Genomic DNA, 20092 nt, shown 5'->3' with positions numbered 1-20092 from the left:
GGCCATCCCGATGGAAAGAGCGATTCACCGGCTCAAGGCCGGTGATGACGAAGAAGCCGCAATCGCCTCGGCCAGCGCCAATGTCCGTTTGGCCATCTGCGCATGAAGCCGCTCGACCATGCGGCCGTTGTGGCTGACCGCGCCCTTGGCCAGGTTCTCCGGCTGCTCGAACAGCGCCGCGATGGCGCGGGCGCTTTCCACCTCCTCTGCCGAGGGCGCGAAGACCTCGTTCGCCACCGCGATCTGGCTCGGGTGGATCAGCGTCTTGCCGTCGAAGCCGTAATCGCGTCCCTCGATGCACTCCGTGCGAAAGCCCGCCTCGCCCCAGGCCGTGTCGAGCCCGTTGATGCGGATCACGCGCTCGCGCCTGCCGTAAACGCCCGTCTTAACGGCCGCGCAGACGGCATCGCGGGCCTCGGCCTTCGCCTCGGGCGCGACCGCATCCTCCAGGTCGAAGATCACCGCATCGGCCGGAAGGGTCTTGGCCTTCTCGATCGCGCGGGCATGGGAGCCCGGCATGTAGAGAGCGCTGCGGGGGGGCGGATCGCGATCATGATGGTTCCTCGACGGCTCGACCGGTTTTAATCAGACGCGGGACATCAAGCAAAGGAGAGCGAGGCCATGTGGGTTGCGGGCGTGGACGGCTGCCGGGCCGGGTGGATCGCGGCGCTCATGAAGGTGGGTAATCCGGCTTCCGGCCGGATCGCGGTCGTGCCGGATCTTGCCGCCATCGTCGATGCCCCGGAGCGACCCGCCATCGTCGCCGTCGACATTCCCATCGGGCTGCCCGACCGGACAAGAGGCTCCGGCCGCGTCCCCGAACAGCTCGTGCGTCCGCTTCTCGGGCAGCGGCAATCCTCCGTCTTCGCCATTCCGTCGCGACGGGCGGTGTATGCGGCCGATTACGGGCAGGCCTGCGCCCTGGCGCTCGCCACGTCCGACCCGCCGCGAAAAGTGTCGCGGCAGGGCTTCGGTCTCTTTCCGAAGATCCGGGAGGCCGATGCGCTGCTGCGGGCAAGGCCCGCGCTGATCGAGAGGGTCGTCGAGGTGCATCCCGAGCTCGCCTTCTGGGCGCTCAACGGCGGACGGGCCCTCGACCTGCCCAAGAAGGTGAAGGGTACGCCCTACGAGCCCGGCATGCGCCTGCGCCGGGCGCTCCTGAAACATTCGGGGCTCCTGGCGGATTCGCTCATCGCCTCCCCTCCTCCCAAGGGCGCGGCGGGCGACGACCTTCTCGATGCGTTGGCGGGGTTGACCGTGGCGCTCGATCTCGCGACAGGTGGAGGGCAATCCTTTCCCCACCCGCCCGGCCGTGACGCCCACGGCCTGCCGGTCGCCATCTGGACGCTCGGAAGCCCGCCATGACCATCACCCGCGCCGATATCGAAGAAGCCCATGCCCGAATCGCTCCCCATATCCGCCGGACCCCGGTGATGAACCTTCAGGGGGCCTTCGGCCACGCAGGACCGGTGAGCCTGAAGCTGGAATTCCTGCAGCACGCGGGCTCCTTCAAGTCCCGCGGCGCCTTCAACACGCTCCTGTCGAATCCCGTCCCGGCCGCCGGCGTCGCGGCCGCCTCGGGGGGCAATCACGGGGCGGCGGTGGCCTATGCGGCCCGCCAGCTCGGCGTGAAGGCCCGCATCTTCGTTCCCGAGATTTCAAGCCCCGCGAAGATCGCCGTCATCCGCTCCCACGGGGCCGAGGTGGTGATCGGCGGCGCGCGCTACGCGGATGCGCAGGAGGCCTGCGACCGCCATGTGGCCGAGACCGGGGCGCTACGCATCCACCCCTTCGCGGCCGAGAGCACCATGACCGGCCAGGGCACGGTGGGCCTCGAATGGGAGCAGGATGCTCCCGATCTCGACACGGTTCTCGTGGCGGTCGGCGGCGGCGGCCTCATCAGCGGTATCGCGAGCTGGTGGGCGAACCGCGTGAAGGTCGTGGGCGTGGAGCCGGAAGGCTCGCGCGCCCTGCATGCGGCGCTGCAGGCCGGACGGCCCGTCGACGTGGAGGTCGATTCTGTGGCGGCGGATTCGCTCGGCGCCCGCAACACGGGGGATCTCGTTCACGCCATCTGCAGCCGGAATGTCGACCATGTGGCCCTCGTCACCGATGCCTCCATCCGCGAGGCGCAGGCGATGCTCTGGCGCGACTACCGCATCGCCACGGAGCCCGGGGGCGCCGCCGCACTGGCGGCTTTGATCTCGAGCGCCTATAAACCCCAGCGTGGCGAGAGGGTCGGCATTCTCCTGTGCGGGGCCAATGTCGAACTCGCCAAGCTCGCCCAACTGACGCATTGACAGCGAAGGAACCACGCATGTTTCCCCAGCGCCTGACCGACGGCTACCGCTCCTTTCTCGACGACCGCTTCCCGCGCGAGAAGAACCGCTTCGAGGCCCTTGCGGAGAAGGGTCAATCCCCTGAGGTGATGGTGATCGGCTGCTGCGACAGCCGCGTCTCGCCGGAGGTGATCTTCGATGCGAGCCCGGGCGAGCTGTTCGTGGTGCGCAACGTGGCCAACCTCGTGCCGCCCTTCGAGACCGGCGGCGATTATCACGGCACCTCGGCGGCGCTCGAATTCGCCGTGCAGGCGCTTCGCGTGAAGCACATCGTGGTGCTGGGCCATGCCCGCTGCGGCGGCGTGCGCGCCTTTGCGGACGAGACCGCTCCCCTCTCGCCGGGCGATTTCATCGGCCGTTGGATGAGCCTGATCAAACCCGCGGGCGAGCGCCTCGGGCCGCACGACGGCAATCTCGACGCGTATCTGCCGCGCCTCGAACTGGCGGCCATCGAGAACAGCCTGAAGAACCTGATGACCTTCCCGTGCGTGCGCATCCTGGTGGAGCGCGGCAAGCTCCAGCTCCACGGCGCCTATTTCGGCGTGGCGACCGGCGTGCTGCTGGTGCGCGATCCGGAGACCGGAGAGTTCAAGCCGGCCGTGGAGGACGTGCCCCAACGCGTCTCGATGTTCTCCGCCCGCGATGCGGGACCGCTTTAGAAGATAAGGGTTTCAACATGGCGTGATGCGAAGGCGGCACGGCCGCCCAAGCGGAACGATTCCGCTCACACAGGGTTCAACGACAACACGGATGTCGTGTTGGGAGTCGATCCGTGTTGGGTCGCGGCAAGGCTCATTCTGGCACTTGTGCCGTCGCAGTCGCCAGTCTCGTCTGCGGATTGCACGCCGCATCGCTGCCACTGGCTGCGCAGCCTTTGTCGATGCCCGCTGATCACTCGGCACCGGTCGCCGGCTTCGACGAGCGCTTCTCGCCCCAGCTCCGGGCGCAGCCGGTTTTCATGCGCCCCGAGATTCAGGAATTGATCGCATCCCTGCCGCCGTCGACGGATACAGCCGAAGCCCTTGCGTTCGATGCGGAAGCCGAATCTCAGCCTGTGGAGAATACGGCCTCCGTCGAAGTCCGGGAGCCTGAGCCTGAGGCCGCCGCATCCCTTCCGAACGCCGAGATGCCGCTGCCCGAGTTTCCGCCGCCGCCGCAGCCTGCGGATGTGGTCCTGCCATCCGCCGAAGAGCTCGCGCTGGCAGCCCGGCCTTCATCCCCTGCGAACACGTCCAGCGTGGCGCCACCGGAGCAGGATCGCCGGGTGCAACCGGCGAAGCCGGCGGCCTCCCAATCAAGGGCCGAGAAGAAGCCGGTCCCGAACAGGCGCGCAGGGCAGAGACCCACCCCTGCGAAGAAGCCGGTGACGGGCCGGAACAATCCAGCCGTCACCGGCTCCGTTCCCACCTGCACGGCGGGAACGACCTGCGTCTCGCAGCAACAGACCTTCGCGATTTTCTTCGGATTCGTCGTCGGCGCCCTCCTGGGAGGTCCGGTCGGGGCCATTGCCGGCGGAACCGCAGGAGCCATCATGGCGTCCGAGCCGCCGAAGACAAGTCCGGCCCCTGCGCCGCGGCGTTAGGACCGGCGCGGGATCTCCCCTCAGAATCGCGCAACGAAAAGGCCGCCGAAACGGCGGCCTTTTTGCTTGCGGGCGCGTTACGCCGCCTGCTTCTTCGCCTTGAGGAGGCCGCGATTGGCCATGGCTTCCGCGATCTGCACGGCATTCAGCGCCGCGCCCTTGCGGAGGTTGTCGGAGACGCACCAGAAGGCGAGGCCGTTCTCGACCGTGATGTCCTCGCGGATGCGGGAGATATAGGTGGCGTCCTCGCCCGCCGCCTCGTGGGGCGTGATGTAACCGCCGGGCTCACGCTTGTCGACGACCATGATTCCGGGAGCGGCCCGCAGGATCTCGCGGGCCTCGTCCGCCGTGATCGGCTTCTCGAACTCCACGTTCACGGCTTCGGAGTGACTGATGAAGACCGGCACGCGCACGCAAGTGGCGGTAAGCTTGATCTTCGGGTCGAGAATCTTCTTGGTCTCGGCCGTCATCTTCCACTCTTCCTTCGTGAACCCGTCCTCCATGAACACGTCGATATGGGGGATCAGATTGAAGGCGATGCGCTTGGGAAACTTCTTCTCCTGCACGTCCTGCAGCGAGTAGAGCGCCTTGGTCTGGCGGTCGAGCTCGTCCATGCCGTCCTTGCCCGCGCCGGATACCGACTGGTAAGTGGCGACGACCACGCGCTTGATGGTGGCGCGGTCATGAAGCGGCTTCAAGGCCACGACGAGCTGCGCGGTCGAGCAGTTGGGATTCGCCACGATGCCCTTCTTGATGTCGCGCAGGGCCTCGGCGTTCACCTCCGGCACCACCAGCGGCACCTCCGGGTCGTAGCGCCAGGCGGAGGAGTTGTCGATCACGACCGCACCCTGGGCCGCGATCCTGGGCGACCATTCCTTGGACACCTCGCCGCCGGCGGACATGAGGCAGAGATCGACGTCCGAGAAATCGTAGGTGTCGAGCGTTTTCGTCTTCAGGGTCTTGTCGCCGTAGGACACGTCCGTTCCCTGGCTGCGGCGCGAGGCCAGAGCCACCACCTCGTCGGCCGGGAAGGCCCGCTCCGCGAGGATGCTCAGCATCTCGCGGCCTACATTGCCGGTCGCACCCACGACGGCGATCTTGTAACCCATTGGAATTCTCCTGTTGTCGCGCTCTCCCCGGGGAAATTGAAGAACCCTTTTCGGGTGTCGCCTCTCGCCCCGACGGGAGAGAGGACCGGGGACGACGAGGCTTATTCGGCCGTCGTTTTCACGGCCGTCGTGGCGGTTTTCGTTTTGCTCGTCGTGAGGGTGAGCAGCGCCATTGCCTTCGTCCATTCGCAAGCCCGGTCTGGGCCGCGATGCGCCCAGCAACACACCAAAGGCGCGCTTTCGTCAAGGGTTGTCTGCAAGAATGCGACGATGGGCGGCCAGGCTGAGCAACAACCTTTCGTTTACCTTGGCGGGCGAAACCTTTCGAGATGCCGGTCCTGCTACGCTAGAACATGCCAAGGCAACCCAACCGGGATGTGAAACGCGATGGCACGGGCCGGCTCTCCCGCATGGGACGAGGACGAGGCGTTCGTCGACGAACGCCCGATCCGTCGCGTGCGCAGGAAGCGACGCTCCTGGCTGCGGATGACCCTGATTTCCTGCCTGATGATCGCAGGACTGGTCTATTTCGCCGAGCAGGACAGGGACGAGGCACGGATCGCCGCTGGGACCGACGTTCCGTCCTCCGTCCTGATCGCGCCCGCTCCCCTGTGGAGTGCCGTCGCTGCGACTCCGGCGCTCTATACGCTCGAGAAAGCTCCGGGCCCCCTCGCCGTGGAGGCGCGTCAGCATACGAGCGGCGCCCGGGAGGACACGGTCACGATGGGTCGGTTCGGGGAAAGCCGCCACGCAAGGCTCATCCTCGTCCAAGGCTCGTCGGAGCCCGCACGCAGCTTTTTCGTCGACATCGTGCGTCGCGCCGCCCAAGCCGGGCTCGCGGTGTCACGCAACGCGCAGAGCCGAGTGATCGCCACGAAGTTCGGGGCCGTGGAGGCTGCTTCCATGACCCTCGTCGGCAGCGGCGAACAGGAATGCCAGGCCTTCCGCTTCTCCGACGGCGATGCTGGCTTCGGCTTCCAGGGCTGGATCTGCGAGGCGGGCGCGGGCCCCCTGGACGACGCCTGGCTCGCCTGCTTCATCGACGGCATCGGCCTCTCCGGTTCGGGCAGCCCGTTCCTGAGGGCCCTGTTCGCGCGCGCCGAACGCAACCGCACCGAGGCCTGCGATATCGCCGCCCGCACCGCTTCGACCCGCGTCAGCCCCCCTCCCCGACCCTGATCGCCACCCGGTGCATGAGGTTGCAGCCATAGCCGTTCGGATTCCAGTTGACGACCCGGAAGGGCTGGGCGCGGCCCTGCGAATCCGTCGCGCGGGCAACGATCTCGTAATAGCCGTCTCCGGGTAGCGCGATCTCCGCCGTCCAGCGGACCCAATCGTAGCGGTTGCGCGGGGGCGCCATCCGCGCGGGCACCCAGGTGGCCCCGCCATCGATGGAGCACTCCACCCGCGCCACGGCATCGTCGCCGGCCCAGGCGGCGCCCCGGACCGCGATGCCGCGCGTGCCCGCCCCATAGCGTGAGCCATGGGCCGGAGCCGTGATGATGCTGCGGACCGGCATGGATTCCAGGATCCGTGTTTCCACGGATTGCGCGTCCGAACCCGGCGGGAGCGGATGGACGGGTACACGGTAGGACAGGCCCGTCATGCCCGGGCCGTCATGCTCCCGGTCGCGGATCCAGATCCGGGTCAGCCATTTCTGGCTCAAGGAGCCGGGCCAGCCCGGCACCACGAGACGCAAGGGACCGCCATGGACGAACGGCAGGGCCTCGCCGTTCATGGCCCAGACGAGCAGGGTGTGCTCCTCCAGCGCCTTCGCGATGGGCATGCCCCGCGACATGGCCTGTTTCTCCCGGCTCCCGGTCTTGTCCGGATCGGCCCCGAAATGCCCGGTGAACCGTGCCGTTCCTTTGAGGCCCGCCGCCTGCAGGACGTCGCGCAGCGAAACGCCCGTCCATTCCGCGCAGCCGGCACCGCCGTTCGTCCAGGGATTGCCCTCCGCTTGCGGCTCGAAGAAGGAGCGCCCGTTGCCGCCGCATTCGAGCACCATGCGGAAGGTCCTGGCGGGAAAGTGGCTCTTCAATTCGGCAAGCGAGAGATCGAGCGGATGCTCCACCTCTCCGTCGACGGTGAAGCGCCAGGCGTCCGGATCCTCGACCGGCGCGGGCAGGAGGCCGTTGTTGCGGATGAAGAAGCGCGCGATCGGCGTCGTTTCATCGTCGAGCAGGGCTTCCGGCGTCTCGGCCACAAAGGGCGTTTCGCTCAGAATTGTGAGGCGATCCTTCCCGAATCGCCCAAGTGTGTCCGTCTGATCCTGCATGCGGTCTGCCCTTCACCCTTTGGCGAGCGCTTCGATTCGAAGGAACCAATTTAGGCAGGTCGCCCTTTTTCTGACAGCCTTCGAAGTATCACCAAGGCCCGGCCGGGAGCGCTGGGGCCGAACCCTGGAGATTTGCAAGATGCGCCGCTTCACCCTTCTCGGCCTGGTCTCGCTTGCAACGCTCGCGGCCGTCTCGGTCGCGGCCGAAGCGCAGGCTCAGGATCGCCCGCTCGTCCTGCGCGTGCAACCCCGCAGCTTCCTCGATCCCGGCCGCGTGGCGCCGGTGGGCTCCCTCAACCGCTACGCCACCCAGGGACAGCTGTCCTACCTGACAAATCCGCCCTGGGGCCACCAGCGCGACCGCTTCGGCGAAGGGGTGCTGCCCGATCCCATCGGCGGGCCCTTCGTGGGCGCACGCAATCCGTTCCCGACCTTCGGCGTTCCGGATGTCGAGGCGACAGGCTCGATCCGGTAAGGGCCAGCAAAAAGCCCCGGCATAGCCGGGGCTTTTTCTGTTTCATGGGCTGCGTCGCGTATTCAGGATTGAGCGTTCAGCTCCTTGATGATCGCTTCGCCCACGTCCTGGGTGCCGACCGCGTTCGTGCCGGGAGCGGCGATGTCCTTGGTGCGGACGCCGGAGGCCAGCACGTTGGCGATGGCCCTTTCCAGACGGTCCGCCTCCTCGACGAGGCCGAAGGAATAGCGCAGGGCCATGCCGAAGGAGCCGATCATGGCGATCGGGTTGGCAAGCCCCTTGCCGGCGATGTCGGGAGCCGAGCCGTGCACCGGCTCGTAGAGCGCCTTGCGCCGGCCGGTGGCCGGATCCTCCATGCCGAGGGACGCGGACGGCAGCATGCCGAGGGAGCCGGTGAGCATGGCGGCGATGTCGGACAGGATGTCACCGAAGAGGTTGTCGGTGACGATCACGTCGAACTGCTTCGGGTTGCGCACGAGCTGCATGGCGCAGTTGTCGGCGAGCACGTGCTCGAGCTCCACGTCGGCATAATCCGCCTTGCCGATGCGCGAGACCACCTGGCGCCAGAGCACGCCCGTCTTCATCACGTTCATCTTCTCGGAGGACGACACCTTGTTCCGGCGCTTCCTGGCGAGGTCGAACGCGACGCGGGCGATGCGCTCGATCTCCCCGGTCGTGTAGACCTGCGTGTCGACGGCCCGCTGCTGGCCGTTCTCCAGGGTCACCAGCTCCTTCGGCTCGCCGAAATAGACGCCGCCGGTGAGTTCGCGCACGATTACGATGTCGAGCCCCTCCACGATCTCGCGCTTGAGCGAGGAGGCGTCGGCGAGCGCCGGATAGCAGATGGCCGGGCGAAGATTGGCGAAGAGGCCGAGATCCTTGCGCAGGCGCAGCAGGCCGGCCTCGGGGCGTACGTCGTAGGGAACGCCGTCCCATTTCGGGCCGCCGACCGCGCCGAAGAGCACCGCGTCGGCCTCCTGCGCCCGGCCCATCGCCGCCTCGGAGATGGCCTTGCCATGGGCGTCATAGGCCGAGCCTCCGACGAGATCCGTCTCGGTCTCGAAGCCGATGCCCCGCTGACGGAACCAGCCCACGATCTTCTCGACCTGCGCCATGACCTCCGGACCGATGCCGTCGCCGGGGAGAAGGAGAAGCTTGTGCGTTGCCATGTTGCGGTTCCTTAAGCGATCGGCCTCGTCATCCCCGGGCCCGTCCCGGGGATCCACGTCTTGATCGCTGTGAGTTTCGAAGACGTGGATGGCTGGATCGAGTCCGGCCATGACGGCAGGGTTTAGGCGTCCTAACCTTGCCTTGGCAAGCACTTCCGCCTTGGCCGTTAGGCGTAAGGACCCCGAGATGCGTTCTCACTCCTCCTCGGCTCGACGCTCGCGGGGAGTGCGCACCACCGTCACCGAGCATGGGGCCTCCGCCACCACCCGCGACGAGACGCTGCCGAGATAGCGCCGGAACGCCGAGGAGGCCCGTGCGCCGATGACGATGTGGTCCACGTTGTTGTGGCGGGCGTAGTCGACGAGCGCGGCCGCCGGGTCGGTGGCCTCCAGCACGCTGTAGGTGATCCGCTCCTTCGGGATCTCGAGTCCCGCGCCCCAGTGCCTGAGCTGGATGAGTCGCTGCACGTGCAGGCTGCGGCCCTCCTCGTCCTCCAGAACGTCCACGCCGATGCGCGAGAGCCTGAGGACGTTCACGCAGGCCACGCGCGCCTCCATCTCCATGGACAGGATGCGCCCGAGGAGAACGCGTTGCGCCTCGCTCAAATCCTCGCTGCCGGGCGTCAGATCGATGGCCACGAGAAGGATCGGCGCCTGCGCGAGCTGGCGCACGATGTTGGGCGTCTCGAGCGGCTGCGCCTTTCGCGCCTTCAGCCAGCGGCGGAAGGTCTTCATGCCGCTGTCGCGTTCGAGCCGCTCCGCGCGCTCGGTGAGCGCGACCTGACCGGGGTTCTCCAGATCGAGCGCGAGCTGCGCCGCCGTCGCGTAGCGGTCGTTCGGGTCGACCTCCAGGCAGCGCAGGATGATCTCCTGCAGCCAGGGCGGGCATTCGGGATTCCTGGCCCGCGGCGGCACCGGATCGCGCCACAGGCGACGGCGAATCTGGCCGCCTTTCGGCGTGCCGAAGGGGCGCTCGCCTGTGATGAAGAAATACAGCATCACGCCAAGCGCGAAGAGGTCGCTGCGCGGATCGGCGCGATCCTCCAGCACCTGCTCGGGCGCCATATAGGGCGTGGTGCCGAAGGGCTCGCGGAATTCCTCCGCCAGGAGGTCCGGCAGCTGCTCGTGCCGCGCGAAGCCGAAATCGACGAGCACCGCCTCCCCGGTCTCGCGGAACATGACGTTGCTGGGCTTCACGTCGAGATGGATGACCTTCTGGAGGTGGAGGTCGTGAAGGGCGCGGGCAACCTTCGCGCCGATCCGAACCACCTCGGCCCAGGGCAGCGGCACGCCGGACAGGCGCGCCTTCAGCGACGGGCCCGGGATGCGCTCCATCACGATGTAGGGCTGCGGATCGAGCGGCCCCGCGGCGATGAAGCGGGGCACGTGCGGGCCGGAGAGGCGCGGCATGATCATCTGCTCGGTCTCGAAGCAGACGATGGGGATCGGATCGTCGCTGTCGATGAGCATGGGAAACTTCATGACGAGCGGGGTCGGGTCGTCCTCCCGCTCCACCGACCAGATCTGGGCCATTCCGCCGGTGCCCAGATGCTCCTTGAGCGTGAACCCGTCGATCACCATGCCCGGCGAGAGGCGAAGGCGCATGCTCAGCGACCCTCCTCGAGACGCCGGGCGAGTTTCTCGGGCAGGCCCGCCTCGCGCACCTTCCGGGCCGCCGTGAGATTGTCGTAGGGCACGCGGAAATAGCGCAGGCTCTGGCGCGCGGTGTCGAAGACCGCGTAGTTCGCGGCCGGAACGCCGTCGCGCGGCTGCCCCACCGCGCCGATCACGGCAAGCCAGGAGCGGGTTGCGAGAAGCGGAATCTCGTTGTCGCCGACCGGCGAGAAGGAGCCCACCTTCGCGGTCGTGCTCATGTGGTAGAGCATGGGCACGTGCACATGCCCGCAGAAGGTGATGTGCGCCTCCACCCGGCTGAAATGGCGCGCCGCCTCCAGCGTGTCGGTGATGTAGTGCCAGCCGCGCGGCGCATAGCCGTTGGCGTGCACGTAGAGGACGCTCCCCTCCTCGTGGATCAGCGGAAGATCCGCCAGGAAGGCGCGCTGCTCCATGCCCAGCTGGCCGCGGGTCCAATGGAGCGCTTCCCGGGCCAGGCTGTTCATGTCCTCGTCGGAGCCGTCGATGGCGGCATCGTGGTTGCCGAGAAGGGCAACCGCGCCTTCGCTCACGAGCATCCGCACCGTATCGACCACCCAGGCCGGATCGGCGCCGTAGCCGACATAATCGCCGAGCAGGATGAACCGGTCGACCGGAAGCGCACGCGCATGGGCGAGACAGGCCGAGAAGGCCTCGCGGTTTCCATGAATGTCGGTCAGGAGCGCGATGAGCATGCGCGCACTAAACCCCTAACCATTCCTTAACGCAACCTCGGCAAAGCGGCCCTGCAACGGGTTTCCCCCTCAAGCCGCTTTCCTGGTAAACAGCAGCGCAACCCCGAAGCCGATCATGGTGGCGCCCGAGAGACGGTTCAGCCAGCCGAACACGGTCCTGTTGCGGGAGAGCCGGTTGAGACGATGGCCGAGCACCGCGTAGAGGAGGACCGCGACGACTTCGAGCATGAGGAAGACCATGCCCAGGATGGCGAAGCTGAGCCAATAGGCGCCGGGCTCGACGAACTGCGGAAGGAAGGCCGTGAAGATCAGGATCGCCTTGGGGTTGCCGATGGCGGTCCAGAACTCCTGCAGGACGAGGGCCTTCAGGGGCCGCCGGCCGTTCTCGGCGGCTGGCGCATCGATGGCTGTGCTCCCCTTGAGGATCCTGATTCCGAGCCAGATCAGATAAGCGGCCCCCACCCATTTCAGGATCGTGAAGGCCATCTCGGAAGCGGCCAGCACGGCTCCGACGCCGAGCGCCGTCAGGGCGATCATGAGGGCGAAGGCCACGAGGCGGCCGGACGATGCCGCCACGGCGGTGCGCACCCCCGCCTGCAATCCATAGGTCAGGGACAACAGGTTGTTGGGCCCGAACGCCATGTTGAGCGCGAAGCACGCAGGAACGAACAGGAGCAGCGCGCTGACCGTCACGACATCTCTAGCCCCGCAGCGCTTCCAGCACCTTGCCGCCGGGACGTCCGCGCGGTTCGAGGCCGATGCGTCGCTCCACATCCTTGATCGCCTCGCGGGTCTTGGAGCCGATCTTTCCGTCCGGCTCGCCGACGTCGTAGCCCCGGGCCGCCAGCAGGCTCTGCAGCTCGCGCCGCTGCGCGCGCGAGAGCGGCGGATCGTCCGTCGGCCAGGCGGTCTGGATCCCGGGCAGGCCCTTCATGCGATCGCCCAGAAGCGCGATGGCGAGGCCGTAGGATTCGGCGGCATTGTAGGAATAGACCGCGTCGAAATTCCGGGTGACGAGGAAGGCCGGGCCGTCCACGCCCGCCGGAATGATGATGCCCGCCTGATAATCGCCCGAGAGCGGACGACCATCGACGCGCGTCACGCCCATGGCGGCCCAGGAGGACACGGGACGCTTGCTCTTGCGGCCGGCGAGCTTCGGATTGAAGCTCCCGGGCAGGCGCACCTCGTAGCCCCAGGGCAGGCCCTTCACCCAACCAGCCTTCTTGAGGAAGTTGGCCGTGGAATGAACCGCATCCGGAACGGACGCCATGATGTCGCGCCGCCCGTCGCCGTCGCCGTCGACGGCGAGGCGCTGGAAGGTGGAGGGCATGAACTGCGTATGGCCGAAGGCGCCGGCCCAGGAGCCGCGCAGGGACGCGGGATTGATGTCCCCGTCCTGCACGATCTTGAGGGTCGCCATCAGCTCGCCCTTGAAATACTCGTTGCGGCGCGGCGCATGGCAGACGAGGGTCGTGAGCGACTGCACGAGGGGCCGCCCGCCGATATCCTTGCCGAAATTGGATTCCACGCCCCACACGCCCGCGATCGCATAGCGGTCGACCCCGAAGCGCGCCTCGGCGGACGCGAGCGCCTGCCCCCACTGGCGCATGGCGGCCTTGCCGTCCTGCACGCGCTCGTCGTCCACCAGCGCCGAGAGATAGTCCCAGATCGGGGTCTTGAACTCCGGCTGGTTGTTCATCAGGTCGAGGATCGACAAGTCCGGTTGGATGCCGCGGGTGGCGACATCGAAGGCTTGGCCGGAAATCCCTTTGGTGGCGGCTTGAGCGCGCAGGGACGACAGGCAGGAGCGGAAATCGGCTTGGGCGAGGGCCGACGTGGCGCCCAGGGACAGGACGCCGAGGATCGCGGGAAGAAGGATGCGTTTCATGCCTGCGACCTTGCAGGCAATTTGGTTAAACTTATGGAAACGGGGCTGCAGCCGCCTCGTCATCCCGCCCTCCGTCCTTATCCCTGGCCTTGTGCCGGAGTCCCGTCTTCGAGTCGCTGAACCGAGGAAAACATTGATGGCCGGGACGAGCCCGACCATGACGACAATTCTCGAAAAGGTCAGGCCCAGGCCCGCGCGGAGAGCTTTTTCTCAAAACTGTCGATGGCAGCGCCCTTTTCGAGGGTCAGGCCGATGCCGTCGAGGCCGTTGAGCATGCAGTGCTTCTTGAACGCATCGATGTCGAAGGCGATCCTGCCGCCATCGGGGCCGCGGATCTCCTGGTTCTCCAGGTCGATGGTGAGGGTGGCGTTGGCGCCCCGGCTGGCGTCGTCGAAGAGCTTTTCGAGGTCTTCCGGGCTCACCTTGATCGGCAGAATGCCGTTCTGGAAGCAGTTGTTGTAGAAGATATCGGCGAAGCTCGTGGAGATCACGCAGCGGATGCCGAAGTCGAGCAGCGCCCAGGGAGCGTGCTCGCGTGACGAGCCGCAGCCGAAATTGTCGCCGGCGATCAGGATCTTGGCATTGCGGTAGGCGGGCTGGTTCAGCACGAAGTCCGGGTTCTCCGAGCCATCCTCCCGGTAGCGCATCTCCGAGAAAAGCCCCTTGCCGAGCCCGGTGCGCTTGATGGTCTTCAGGTACTGCTTGGGGATGATCATGTCGGTGTCGATATTGATGATCCGCAGCGGCGCCGCGACGCTTTCCAGCACGGTGAACTTTTCCATGGTCTAAACTTCCTTCAGGCGGCAAAGGTTTTCGTTGTGAATTGCCTCTTATCAAAGGCGCCGCGAAACGACCAGCCTCACGATGGTCGCGCCCGGCGATGATTTTGTCGTAGAACGGGGCCTTGGCGCAACATTCGAACCCATGCGTGATGCGAAGGCTCGGTCAAGATCAGGCAGCGGCCGCTGTGGGGCTTCCATGCCCATGCCTGAGGGAAACCCCAGGCCCTTGCGCTCGCAGCTTGCCGCTCCGTGGTTTCTAGGATCGGAAGACCTCTGTCGCGCTCATGATCTGCTCCCGCAACCAGACATGGGCCGGATTCCTGTCATGCCGGCTGTGCCAATAGAGCTTGATGTCGGGCACGGAGACCGGAAGAGGAGGGTCGTAGAGCGCAAGGTCGAGGCTGGAGGCCATGGCCCTGGCGAACTGCACCGGGACCGCCGCGATCAGCCGGCCGCGCGCCACTGCGAGCGCCACGCTCTGGAAATGCGGGAGAGCCAGCGTCACCCGCCGGCGACGGCCCATCGCTGCCAGCGCATCGTCCATATGACCCGTCATGCTGCCGTCAATGGACCGCATGGCATGAGGCAGCTCGCAGAAAAGATCGAGGGACAGTTCCTTGAGCGCCCGTGCTTCCTGTGGGATCCCCGGATGGTTCCTGGCCGCGATGATGGTGAAGGGCGAGCGGAACAGAACCTCGGTCGAGACCCATTCCGGCACGTCGAGAGGACGTTCCAAGGCGGCGTCGATGGCATCCTCCTGGAGCAGACGGACCACGTCGCCGCGGGCGCTGTCGAGGAGCCGTAGGGAAATCCGAGGCGCCTTCTGAGCCATCCGCTCGCTCAGCTCGGGCATCAGCAGGGTCGAGAAGAAGTCGGCTCCGATCAGGGTGAAGGTCCGATCGGCGGCAGACGGATCGAAGCGCATGTCTCCGGCCAGAGCGATTTCAAGCTGGCTCAAAATCTCCCGGACCGGCTCATGGAGGGCCTCGGCCCGCGGGGTCGGGATCATATCGTTGCCCCGGCGAACGAAAAGCTGATCGTCGAGCAGATGCCGCAGCCGGTTCAGGGCCGCGCTGACGGCGGGCTGACTGAGGCCGACGGCTTCGCCGGCACGGGTGACGCTTCGCTCGCGCATGAGGGCGTCGAATGTCCGCAGGAGATTGAGATCGAAGGCGGCGAAATTCATCCTGTCGATAGACCCCATACAATCATTCGATTTCCATTTTCCAAGTCACTGCCGCAAACACAAGAGGTGACACCCACGAAAGCTCGACAGAGATGATGCAATGGTGGCTCATATGAACTTCCGGATCAAATGGACGGCACCCGGGCTGAAAGCGGGTCTGAAGGCCATCCTGCCTTTGAAAGCGATCTTCGACGACACCCCGATGCCCGAGCATGCATGGCTGCGGACGGTGACAGCACGCGAACGGCCGTTCGGAGCCGCCAGCAACACCACGACGAATGGCGCAATGCTTGAGAACAGACTGAACTGGGTGGAGCCCGCCCTGCGATGGAGGGAGAGACTTTGACTTTTCCGAACAGGATTGAGCCGGCGGAGAGAAGATTGAAACAGGCAGAGTCGCTCTGGTTCAAGGGCACGCTGGCGAAGATTCGGCTCGGCCTGGCCCAGGGGCGCACGGATCTTGCCATTATCGAGCAGTGGTTGCCCTATGGTGAGTCGCCTCCCCTGCACATCCACCGCAACGAGGACGAGATCTTTCTCATGATCGAAGGCACGATGCGGTTCGTGGTGGGCGGCAAGGAGATCGTGGCCCGGGCCGGTGATACGCTCCTGGCTCCGAAAGAGGTCCCTCACACCTTTCGAGTCGAGTCGCCCGAAGGAGCTCACTGCTTCACGATCACGACCGGATCGGATTTCGAGAAGCTGGTCCGCGCCTTCGGGTCCCCTGCCCTCAGCGACGAACTGCCGCCGCCAATGGAGCCCACGCCCGAGATGATCGAGGCATTGACGCGAACCTGCCGGGAGAACGGCATCGACATCGTCGGTCCTCCGCTCGCGGGGACGTGATCGGCGGAGTCCGAGGGAGCATTCTTGGCCACAGCATTCTTGGCCACAATGGGCTGAAGCCAGTCCAATTCAGCCCCAAGGACCGGGGGCGTCCTTGCCCGCCAAGGAAGTCCCGGCAGCCGAAGTTATGAATTTCGGCTGCCGGGTACCAGTTGAAACGCATCCATGGATCAGGTGGGGGTTACGACGCGGCCTCAATGGCCTCCATGTCCTCGTCGGAGAGGCCGAAATGGTGGCCGATCTCGTGGACCAGCACGTGGGTGATCAGCGCCCCGAGGCTCTCTTCGTGCTCGGCCCAGTAGTCGAGGATCGGACGGCGATAGAGCCAGACCATATTGGGAAACTGACCCGTCTGCATCGACGCGCCGCCCTGGGCTAAGCCGATCCCGCGAAAGAGACCCAGGAGATCGAAGGGTGTCTCGCAGCCCATCTCCGCCAAGGTATCGTCGTCCGGGAAGTCCTCCACGCGGATGACGACCCCATGGCAGAGAGCGCGGAACTCCTCCGGCAGGCGCGCATAGGCAGCCTCGGCGAGCGATTCGAATTCCTCCAGGGAGGGAGCGTGGAGAGAGGCCCAGTCGGTCATGGTTCAGAGAAGGCCGAGCTGGACGAGAAGCCACAGGCCGAGCAGGACGACGCCGACCAGCGACAGCGCGCGCCCGATGCGCCGCCCCCACAGCTCGATGGGATCGGTCCCGCCATCCTGACCGGCCCCGATGGCGTCCCGTCCCCCGAAATGATCCTGCGCCTGCCGGCTCATGCGGGCGAGCGCGGAGGAGCCCACGGAATCCGTGTCGCGCCGCACCCGCTCCAGGGCTTCCCGGGCTTCGCGTTCGCGCTCCTGCTCGGTCATGAAGGGTTCCTTCCTGCATTCACCATTTGGCAACCATAAGCGTCCCTGCGGCTTCGAGCCAGCGGAACGCCTTTGGAACAAGACCGTTGACAGCCCTGGAATAGCCAATCGTGAATGAGGCAACAATGCGTAAGATTCTGGGTATCCTGGCCGTGGCCGGGTTGACGGCTCTCGGCGCGGGCAGCGCGTCCGCTCAGGGGGTGGGCGTCCATGTCGGCCCGTCGGGCGTTCATGTGGTTCAGGAGCGGCATCACGGCCCCCGCTATCGGGAGCGTGTCGTCGAGCGCCGCGTCGTGCGGCCCGCCCGCACCCGCACCGTCTGCCGCACGGAATATCGTGAGCGCGTGCGCCCGAACGGCGTCGTGGTGCGCCGTCCGGTCGAGGTCTGCCACCGCGTCGTGGCCGGCCGCCGGGTCTATGTCGATTAAGCGCTAAAGCATCGGACCCAAAAGTGGACTTGCACTTTTGGGACCAATCCGATGCTCTCTTCTCGGAAAAGAGCATCGGGCGTGAAAAAGGCGGCGGTTCACAGGACCCGCCGCCTTTTCGTTTGTCTGGAGGAGGCGATCAGCCGAAGGTGCGGATGTCCACGAACTGGCCCGCGATCGCCGCCGCCGCCGCCATGGCGGGCGAGACGAGATGCGTGCGGCCCTTGAAGCCCTGACGCCCTTCGAAGTTGCGGTTCGAGGTGGAGGCGCAGCGCTCGCCGGGAGCAAGCCGATCCGCGTTCATGGCCAGGCACATGGAGCAGCCGGGCTCGCGCCAGTCGAATCCCGCCGCCTTGAAGATCTTGTCGAGCCCCTCGGCCTCCGCCTGCATCTTCACGATGCCGGAGCCGGGCACGATCATGGCGTTGACGCGCTCGTGCACCCGTTTGCCCTCGACGACCTTCGCGACGGCCCGCAGATCCTCGATGCGGCCGTTGGTGCAGGAGCCGATGAACACGCGGTCGAGGGTGATGTCGGTGATCTTCGTGCCGGGCGTGAGGCCCATATATTCCAGCGCACGCCACTTGGAGAGACGCTTGTTCTCGTCCTGGATGTCGTCCGGGTTCGGCACCACGCCGGCAACCGAGATCACATCCTCGGGGCTCGTGCCCCAGGTGACGATGGGCGGGAGATTGGCGGCATCGAGCCTGATCTCGCTGTCGAAGAACGCGCCTTCGTCCGTGCGCAGCGAATCCCAGTAGCGCACGGCAGCGTCCCAGGCTTCGCCCGTCGGCGACTTGGGGCGGCCTTTGAGATAGGCATAGGTGGTCTCGTCCGGCGCGACCATGCCGGCGCGGGCGCCGCCCTCGATGGACATGTTGCAGATGGTCATGCGGCCTTCCATCGACAGCGAGCGGATGGCCTCGCCCGCATATTCGATCACGTGTCCGGTGCCGCCCGCGGTGCCGATCTCGCCGATGATGGCCAGGATAATGTCTTTCGCCGTGACGCCGGCGGGCAGCTGCCCGTCGACGGTCACGCGCATGTTCTTGGCCTTCTTCTGGATCAGGGTCTGGGTCGCGAGCACGTGCTCGACCTCGGAGGTGCCGATGCCGTGAGCGAGGGAGCCGAAGGCGCCGTGGGTGGAGGTGTGGCTGTCGCCGCAGACGATGGTCATGCCCGGCAGGGTGAAGCCCTGCTCCGGTCCCACCACGTGGACGATGCCCTGGCGGGCGTCGAGCTCGTTGTAATACTCGACGCCGAATTCCTTGGCGTTCTGAGCGAGCGTGGCCACCTGGGTGGCGGATTCGGGGTCCTCGATCCCCTGGGAACGGTCGGAGGTGGGCACGTTGTGATCGACCACCGCGAGGGTCTTCTGCGGCTGGCGCACCTTGCGGCCGGCCGTCCTCAGGCCCTCGAAGGCCTGCGGGCTCGTCACCTCATGGACGAGATGGCGATCGATATAGAGAAGGCATGTCCCGTCATCCTGCCGATCGACGACATGGTCGTCCCAGATCTTGTCATAGAGGGTGCGGGCTGTGGCCATGGGTATCTTCCAACGCTTAAAAAGGTCTTCGATCGTCTTCTAGCGGCACCCGCGCCCGCGGAAAAGGTGTCGCGAACGCGCACCGCTTTGAAAGTATCGCATAGCTGATTGACCGAGCCGCGCAATAAAATTTTTAGCGCGTGCGGCCATCGGCAGCGCTTGCCGCCATAAACAAAAAGCGCGGCTCGAAGCCGCGCTTTCCATAAAGCCCTTGCAGGAAGCCTTACTCGGCAGCCGCCGGAGCCTCGGTCTTCTTCTCGGTGCGCTCGGCGATACGCGCCGACTTGCCGCGACGATCGCGCAGGTAGTAGAGCTTGGCGCGACGAACGGCGCCGCGGCGCACGACCTTGATGGACTCGACGTTCGGCGAATAGACCGGGAACACGCGCTCCACGCCCTCGCCGTAGGAAATCTTGCGGACCGTGAAGCTCTCCTGGAGGCCGCCACCGGAACGGGCGATGCAGACGCCTTCATAGGCCTGCACGCGGGTGCGCTCGCCTTCCTTCACCTTCACGTTGACGATCACGGTGTCGCCGGGCTGGAATTCGGGAATGGTCTTGCCGAGCTTGGCGATCTGCTCCTGCTCGAGCTGCTGGATGATGTTCATCGGTCTTGCTCCTGCCGTTGCATGGCCCTGGGGCTCGCCCCAAGCCAGCGGGATTTCGGCGTCCTGTTTTCAGTTGAGGCCGCGCCTATACAGGAGTTTCTCCGCTTTGTCGATGGGGGTTCGGCCCCCGCCGGTCACCCGGTGGGCGGGAGCCGGCGCTTCACGGGCGACGTCTTGACGATGGAGGTGCTCGTCTGGGCGCGTTGGGCGATCCGCTCGAGGATCGGGTCGAGTTCCTCGATAGACCGCAGAAGGTAGCGTGCCACGTAGCAATCCTCGCCCGTGACCTTGTCGCATTCCACCACCTCGGGGCTCTCCACCAGGAGCTTCTCCACGGCGTGGAGCTGGCCCGGCAGGGGACGGATGCGCACGATGGCGGTCAGCGTATAGCCGAGCGCTTTCGGATCGATCTCGACCCGATAGCCCTTCACCACCCCGTTCTCCTCCAGCCGCCGCAACCGCTCGGCAATGCTGGGGGCCGAGAGGCCGACGCTGCGCGCGAGCTCTGCCGTCGGCAGCCGGGCGTTCTCCGAGAGGAGCGCGATCAGCGCCTGATCGACCGCATCGAGGCCTTCGCTTTTGTTCCTGAGGCTTTTTTCAGCTGCGACCATAGATCTTGAAATCGAAACGCTTGATCCGTCTTCGAATCATAAAGT

24 protein-coding genes are annotated in these 20092 nt (G+C 66.2%); 9 read left to right on the top strand and 15 right to left on the bottom strand.

Annotated elements, in window-relative coordinates:
- Nucleotides 1–24 precede the first annotated feature (24 nt).
- Nucleotides 25–519: an HpcH/HpaI aldolase/citrate lyase family protein gene (locus E4K09_RS28100; protein ID WP_134500893.1), complete on the bottom strand. Its 495-nt coding sequence runs from the start codon at nucleotides 517–519 to the stop codon at nucleotides 25–27.
- Between the two features lie 102 nt (nucleotides 520–621).
- Between E4K09_RS28100 and E4K09_RS28095 the strand changes: the two genes are divergently transcribed.
- From E4K09_RS28095 to E4K09_RS28080, 4 genes are all read left to right on the top strand, one after another.
- The gene (locus E4K09_RS28095; RefSeq protein WP_134500892.1) at nucleotides 622–1365 is read left to right on the top strand and encodes a DUF429 domain-containing protein; all 744 of its coding nucleotides are present in this window, start codon (nucleotides 622–624) and stop codon (nucleotides 1363–1365) included.
- On the top strand, nucleotides 1362–2300 hold the full coding sequence (locus tag E4K09_RS28090; RefSeq protein WP_134500891.1) for a threonine/serine dehydratase: 939 nt from the start codon (nucleotides 1362–1364) through the stop codon (nucleotides 2298–2300). Before E4K09_RS28095 ends, E4K09_RS28090 begins: the two co-directional genes overlap by 4 nt.
- A 17-nt stretch (nucleotides 2301–2317) precedes the next feature.
- Nucleotides 2318–2998 (top strand): carbonic anhydrase, encoded by a 681-nt coding sequence (locus E4K09_RS28085; RefSeq protein ID WP_134500890.1) that lies wholly within the window; start codon nucleotides 2318–2320, stop codon nucleotides 2996–2998.
- A 221-nt stretch (nucleotides 2999–3219) separates the two neighbouring features.
- Nucleotides 3220–3921 (top strand): hypothetical protein, encoded by a 702-nt coding sequence (locus tag E4K09_RS28080; RefSeq protein ID WP_134500889.1) that lies wholly within the window; start codon nucleotides 3220–3222, stop codon nucleotides 3919–3921.
- A gap of 77 nt (nucleotides 3922–3998) precedes the next feature.
- Here the strand turns inward: E4K09_RS28080 and E4K09_RS28075 are convergent, their stop codons facing one another.
- Nucleotides 3999–5030, bottom strand: a complete 1032-nt coding sequence (locus E4K09_RS28075) for an aspartate-semialdehyde dehydrogenase (protein WP_134500888.1) — start codon at nucleotides 5028–5030, stop codon at nucleotides 3999–4001.
- A gap of 387 nt (nucleotides 5031–5417) precedes the next feature.
- On the opposite strand from E4K09_RS28075, the gene E4K09_RS28070 reads away from it, so the two are divergent.
- Nucleotides 5418–6209 (top strand): hypothetical protein, encoded by a 792-nt coding sequence (locus E4K09_RS28070; RefSeq protein ID WP_134500887.1) that lies wholly within the window; start codon nucleotides 5418–5420, stop codon nucleotides 6207–6209.
- Here the strand turns inward: E4K09_RS28070 and E4K09_RS28065 are convergent.
- Nucleotides 6187–7308 (bottom strand): sulfite oxidase, encoded by a 1122-nt coding sequence (locus E4K09_RS28065; protein ID WP_134500886.1) that lies wholly within the window; start codon nucleotides 7306–7308, stop codon nucleotides 6187–6189. The two genes, E4K09_RS28070 and E4K09_RS28065, sit on opposite strands and share 23 nt — an antisense overlap.
- Before the next feature lie 139 nt (nucleotides 7309–7447).
- Between E4K09_RS28065 and E4K09_RS28060 the strand changes: the two genes are divergently transcribed.
- A complete protein-coding gene (locus E4K09_RS28060; protein ID WP_134500885.1) occupies nucleotides 7448–7783 on the top strand; it encodes a hypothetical protein in 336 nt (111 codons plus the stop codon).
- 62 nt (nucleotides 7784–7845) lie between these two features.
- Here the strand turns inward: E4K09_RS28060 and leuB are convergent, their stop codons facing one another.
- From leuB to E4K09_RS28025, 7 genes are all read right to left on the bottom strand, one after another.
- Nucleotides 7846–8952, bottom strand: a complete 1107-nt coding sequence (gene leuB, locus E4K09_RS28055; RefSeq protein ID WP_134500884.1) for a 3-isopropylmalate dehydrogenase — start codon at nucleotides 8950–8952, stop codon at nucleotides 7846–7848.
- A gap of 195 nt (nucleotides 8953–9147) precedes the next feature.
- Complete coding sequence (locus E4K09_RS28050; protein WP_134500883.1) at nucleotides 9148–10557, bottom strand: serine/threonine protein kinase; 1410 nt, start codon at nucleotides 10555–10557, stop codon at nucleotides 9148–9150.
- Between the two features lie 2 nt (nucleotides 10558–10559).
- Entirely contained in the window at nucleotides 10560–11300 is a 741-nt protein-coding gene (locus tag E4K09_RS28045; protein ID WP_134500882.1) for a metallophosphoesterase family protein, read from the bottom strand.
- Between the two features lie 69 nt (nucleotides 11301–11369).
- Nucleotides 11370–11993, bottom strand: coding sequence for a LysE family translocator (locus tag E4K09_RS28040; RefSeq protein WP_193557368.1), 624 nt, complete (start codon nucleotides 11991–11993; stop codon nucleotides 11370–11372).
- A 7-nt stretch (nucleotides 11994–12000) separates the two neighbouring features.
- On the bottom strand, nucleotides 12001–13188 hold the full coding sequence (locus E4K09_RS28035; protein WP_134500880.1) for a lytic murein transglycosylase: 1188 nt from the start codon (nucleotides 13186–13188) through the stop codon (nucleotides 12001–12003).
- Between the two features lie 179 nt (nucleotides 13189–13367).
- A complete protein-coding gene (leuD, locus tag E4K09_RS28030; protein ID WP_134500879.1) occupies nucleotides 13368–13970 on the bottom strand; it encodes a 3-isopropylmalate dehydratase small subunit in 603 nt (200 codons plus the stop codon).
- 256 nt (nucleotides 13971–14226) lie between these two features.
- A complete protein-coding gene (locus E4K09_RS28025; protein WP_244610733.1) occupies nucleotides 14227–15174 on the bottom strand; it encodes a LysR family transcriptional regulator in 948 nt (315 codons plus the stop codon).
- A 94-nt stretch (nucleotides 15175–15268) separates the two neighbouring features.
- On the opposite strand from E4K09_RS28025, the gene E4K09_RS28020 reads away from it, so the two are divergent.
- Together E4K09_RS28020 and E4K09_RS28015 are read left to right on the top strand one after the other, a co-directional pair.
- The gene (locus tag E4K09_RS28020) at nucleotides 15269–15502 is read left to right on the top strand and encodes a hypothetical protein (RefSeq protein WP_134500878.1); all 234 of its coding nucleotides are present in this window, start codon (nucleotides 15269–15271) and stop codon (nucleotides 15500–15502) included.
- Between the two features lie 35 nt (nucleotides 15503–15537).
- Nucleotides 15538–16002 carry a cupin domain-containing protein gene (locus tag E4K09_RS28015; protein ID WP_244610732.1) on the top strand — a complete coding sequence of 155 codons (465 nt, stop codon included), beginning with the start codon at nucleotides 15538–15540 and terminating at the stop codon, nucleotides 16000–16002.
- A gap of 181 nt (nucleotides 16003–16183) precedes the next feature.
- Here E4K09_RS28015 and E4K09_RS28010 read toward each other — a convergent pair whose 3' ends face one another.
- Together E4K09_RS28010 and E4K09_RS28005 are read right to left on the bottom strand one after the other, a co-directional pair.
- On the bottom strand, nucleotides 16184–16588 hold the full coding sequence (locus E4K09_RS28010) for a metallopeptidase family protein (protein ID WP_134500876.1): 405 nt from the start codon (nucleotides 16586–16588) through the stop codon (nucleotides 16184–16186).
- Between the two features lie 3 nt (nucleotides 16589–16591).
- Nucleotides 16592–16855, bottom strand: coding sequence for a hypothetical protein (locus tag E4K09_RS28005; RefSeq protein WP_134500875.1), 264 nt, complete (start codon nucleotides 16853–16855; stop codon nucleotides 16592–16594).
- 125 nt (nucleotides 16856–16980) lie between these two features.
- Here E4K09_RS28005 and E4K09_RS28000 point away from each other — a divergent pair, with 125 nt between their 5' ends.
- Nucleotides 16981–17283 (top strand): hypothetical protein, encoded by a 303-nt coding sequence (locus tag E4K09_RS28000; protein WP_134500874.1) that lies wholly within the window; start codon nucleotides 16981–16983, stop codon nucleotides 17281–17283.
- Between the two features lie 139 nt (nucleotides 17284–17422).
- On the opposite strand, the gene leuC is transcribed toward E4K09_RS28000, so the two are convergent.
- The 3 genes from leuC to E4K09_RS27985 form a co-directional block, all read right to left on the bottom strand.
- Nucleotides 17423–18829: a 3-isopropylmalate dehydratase large subunit gene (gene leuC, locus E4K09_RS27995; protein WP_134500873.1), complete on the bottom strand. Its 1407-nt coding sequence runs from the start codon at nucleotides 18827–18829 to the stop codon at nucleotides 17423–17425.
- Nucleotides 18830–19052: 223 nt separating this feature from the next.
- A complete protein-coding gene (rplS, locus tag E4K09_RS27990; RefSeq protein WP_134500872.1) occupies nucleotides 19053–19436 on the bottom strand; it encodes a 50S ribosomal protein L19 in 384 nt (127 codons plus the stop codon).
- Between the two features lie 134 nt (nucleotides 19437–19570).
- Nucleotides 19571–20047 carry an Lrp/AsnC family transcriptional regulator gene (locus E4K09_RS27985; RefSeq protein ID WP_134500871.1) on the bottom strand — a complete coding sequence of 159 codons (477 nt, stop codon included), beginning with the start codon at nucleotides 20045–20047 and terminating at the stop codon, nucleotides 19571–19573.
- Between the last annotated feature and the right edge of the window lie 45 nt (nucleotides 20048–20092).

This window comes from Microvirga pakistanensis (assembly GCF_004458765.1).
Lineage (GTDB): Bacteria > Pseudomonadota > Alphaproteobacteria > Rhizobiales > Beijerinckiaceae > Microvirga > Microvirga pakistanensis.
The sequence above is the reverse complement of the archived record's forward strand: the minus strand, read 5'-3'. Positions and strand labels throughout refer to the sequence as shown.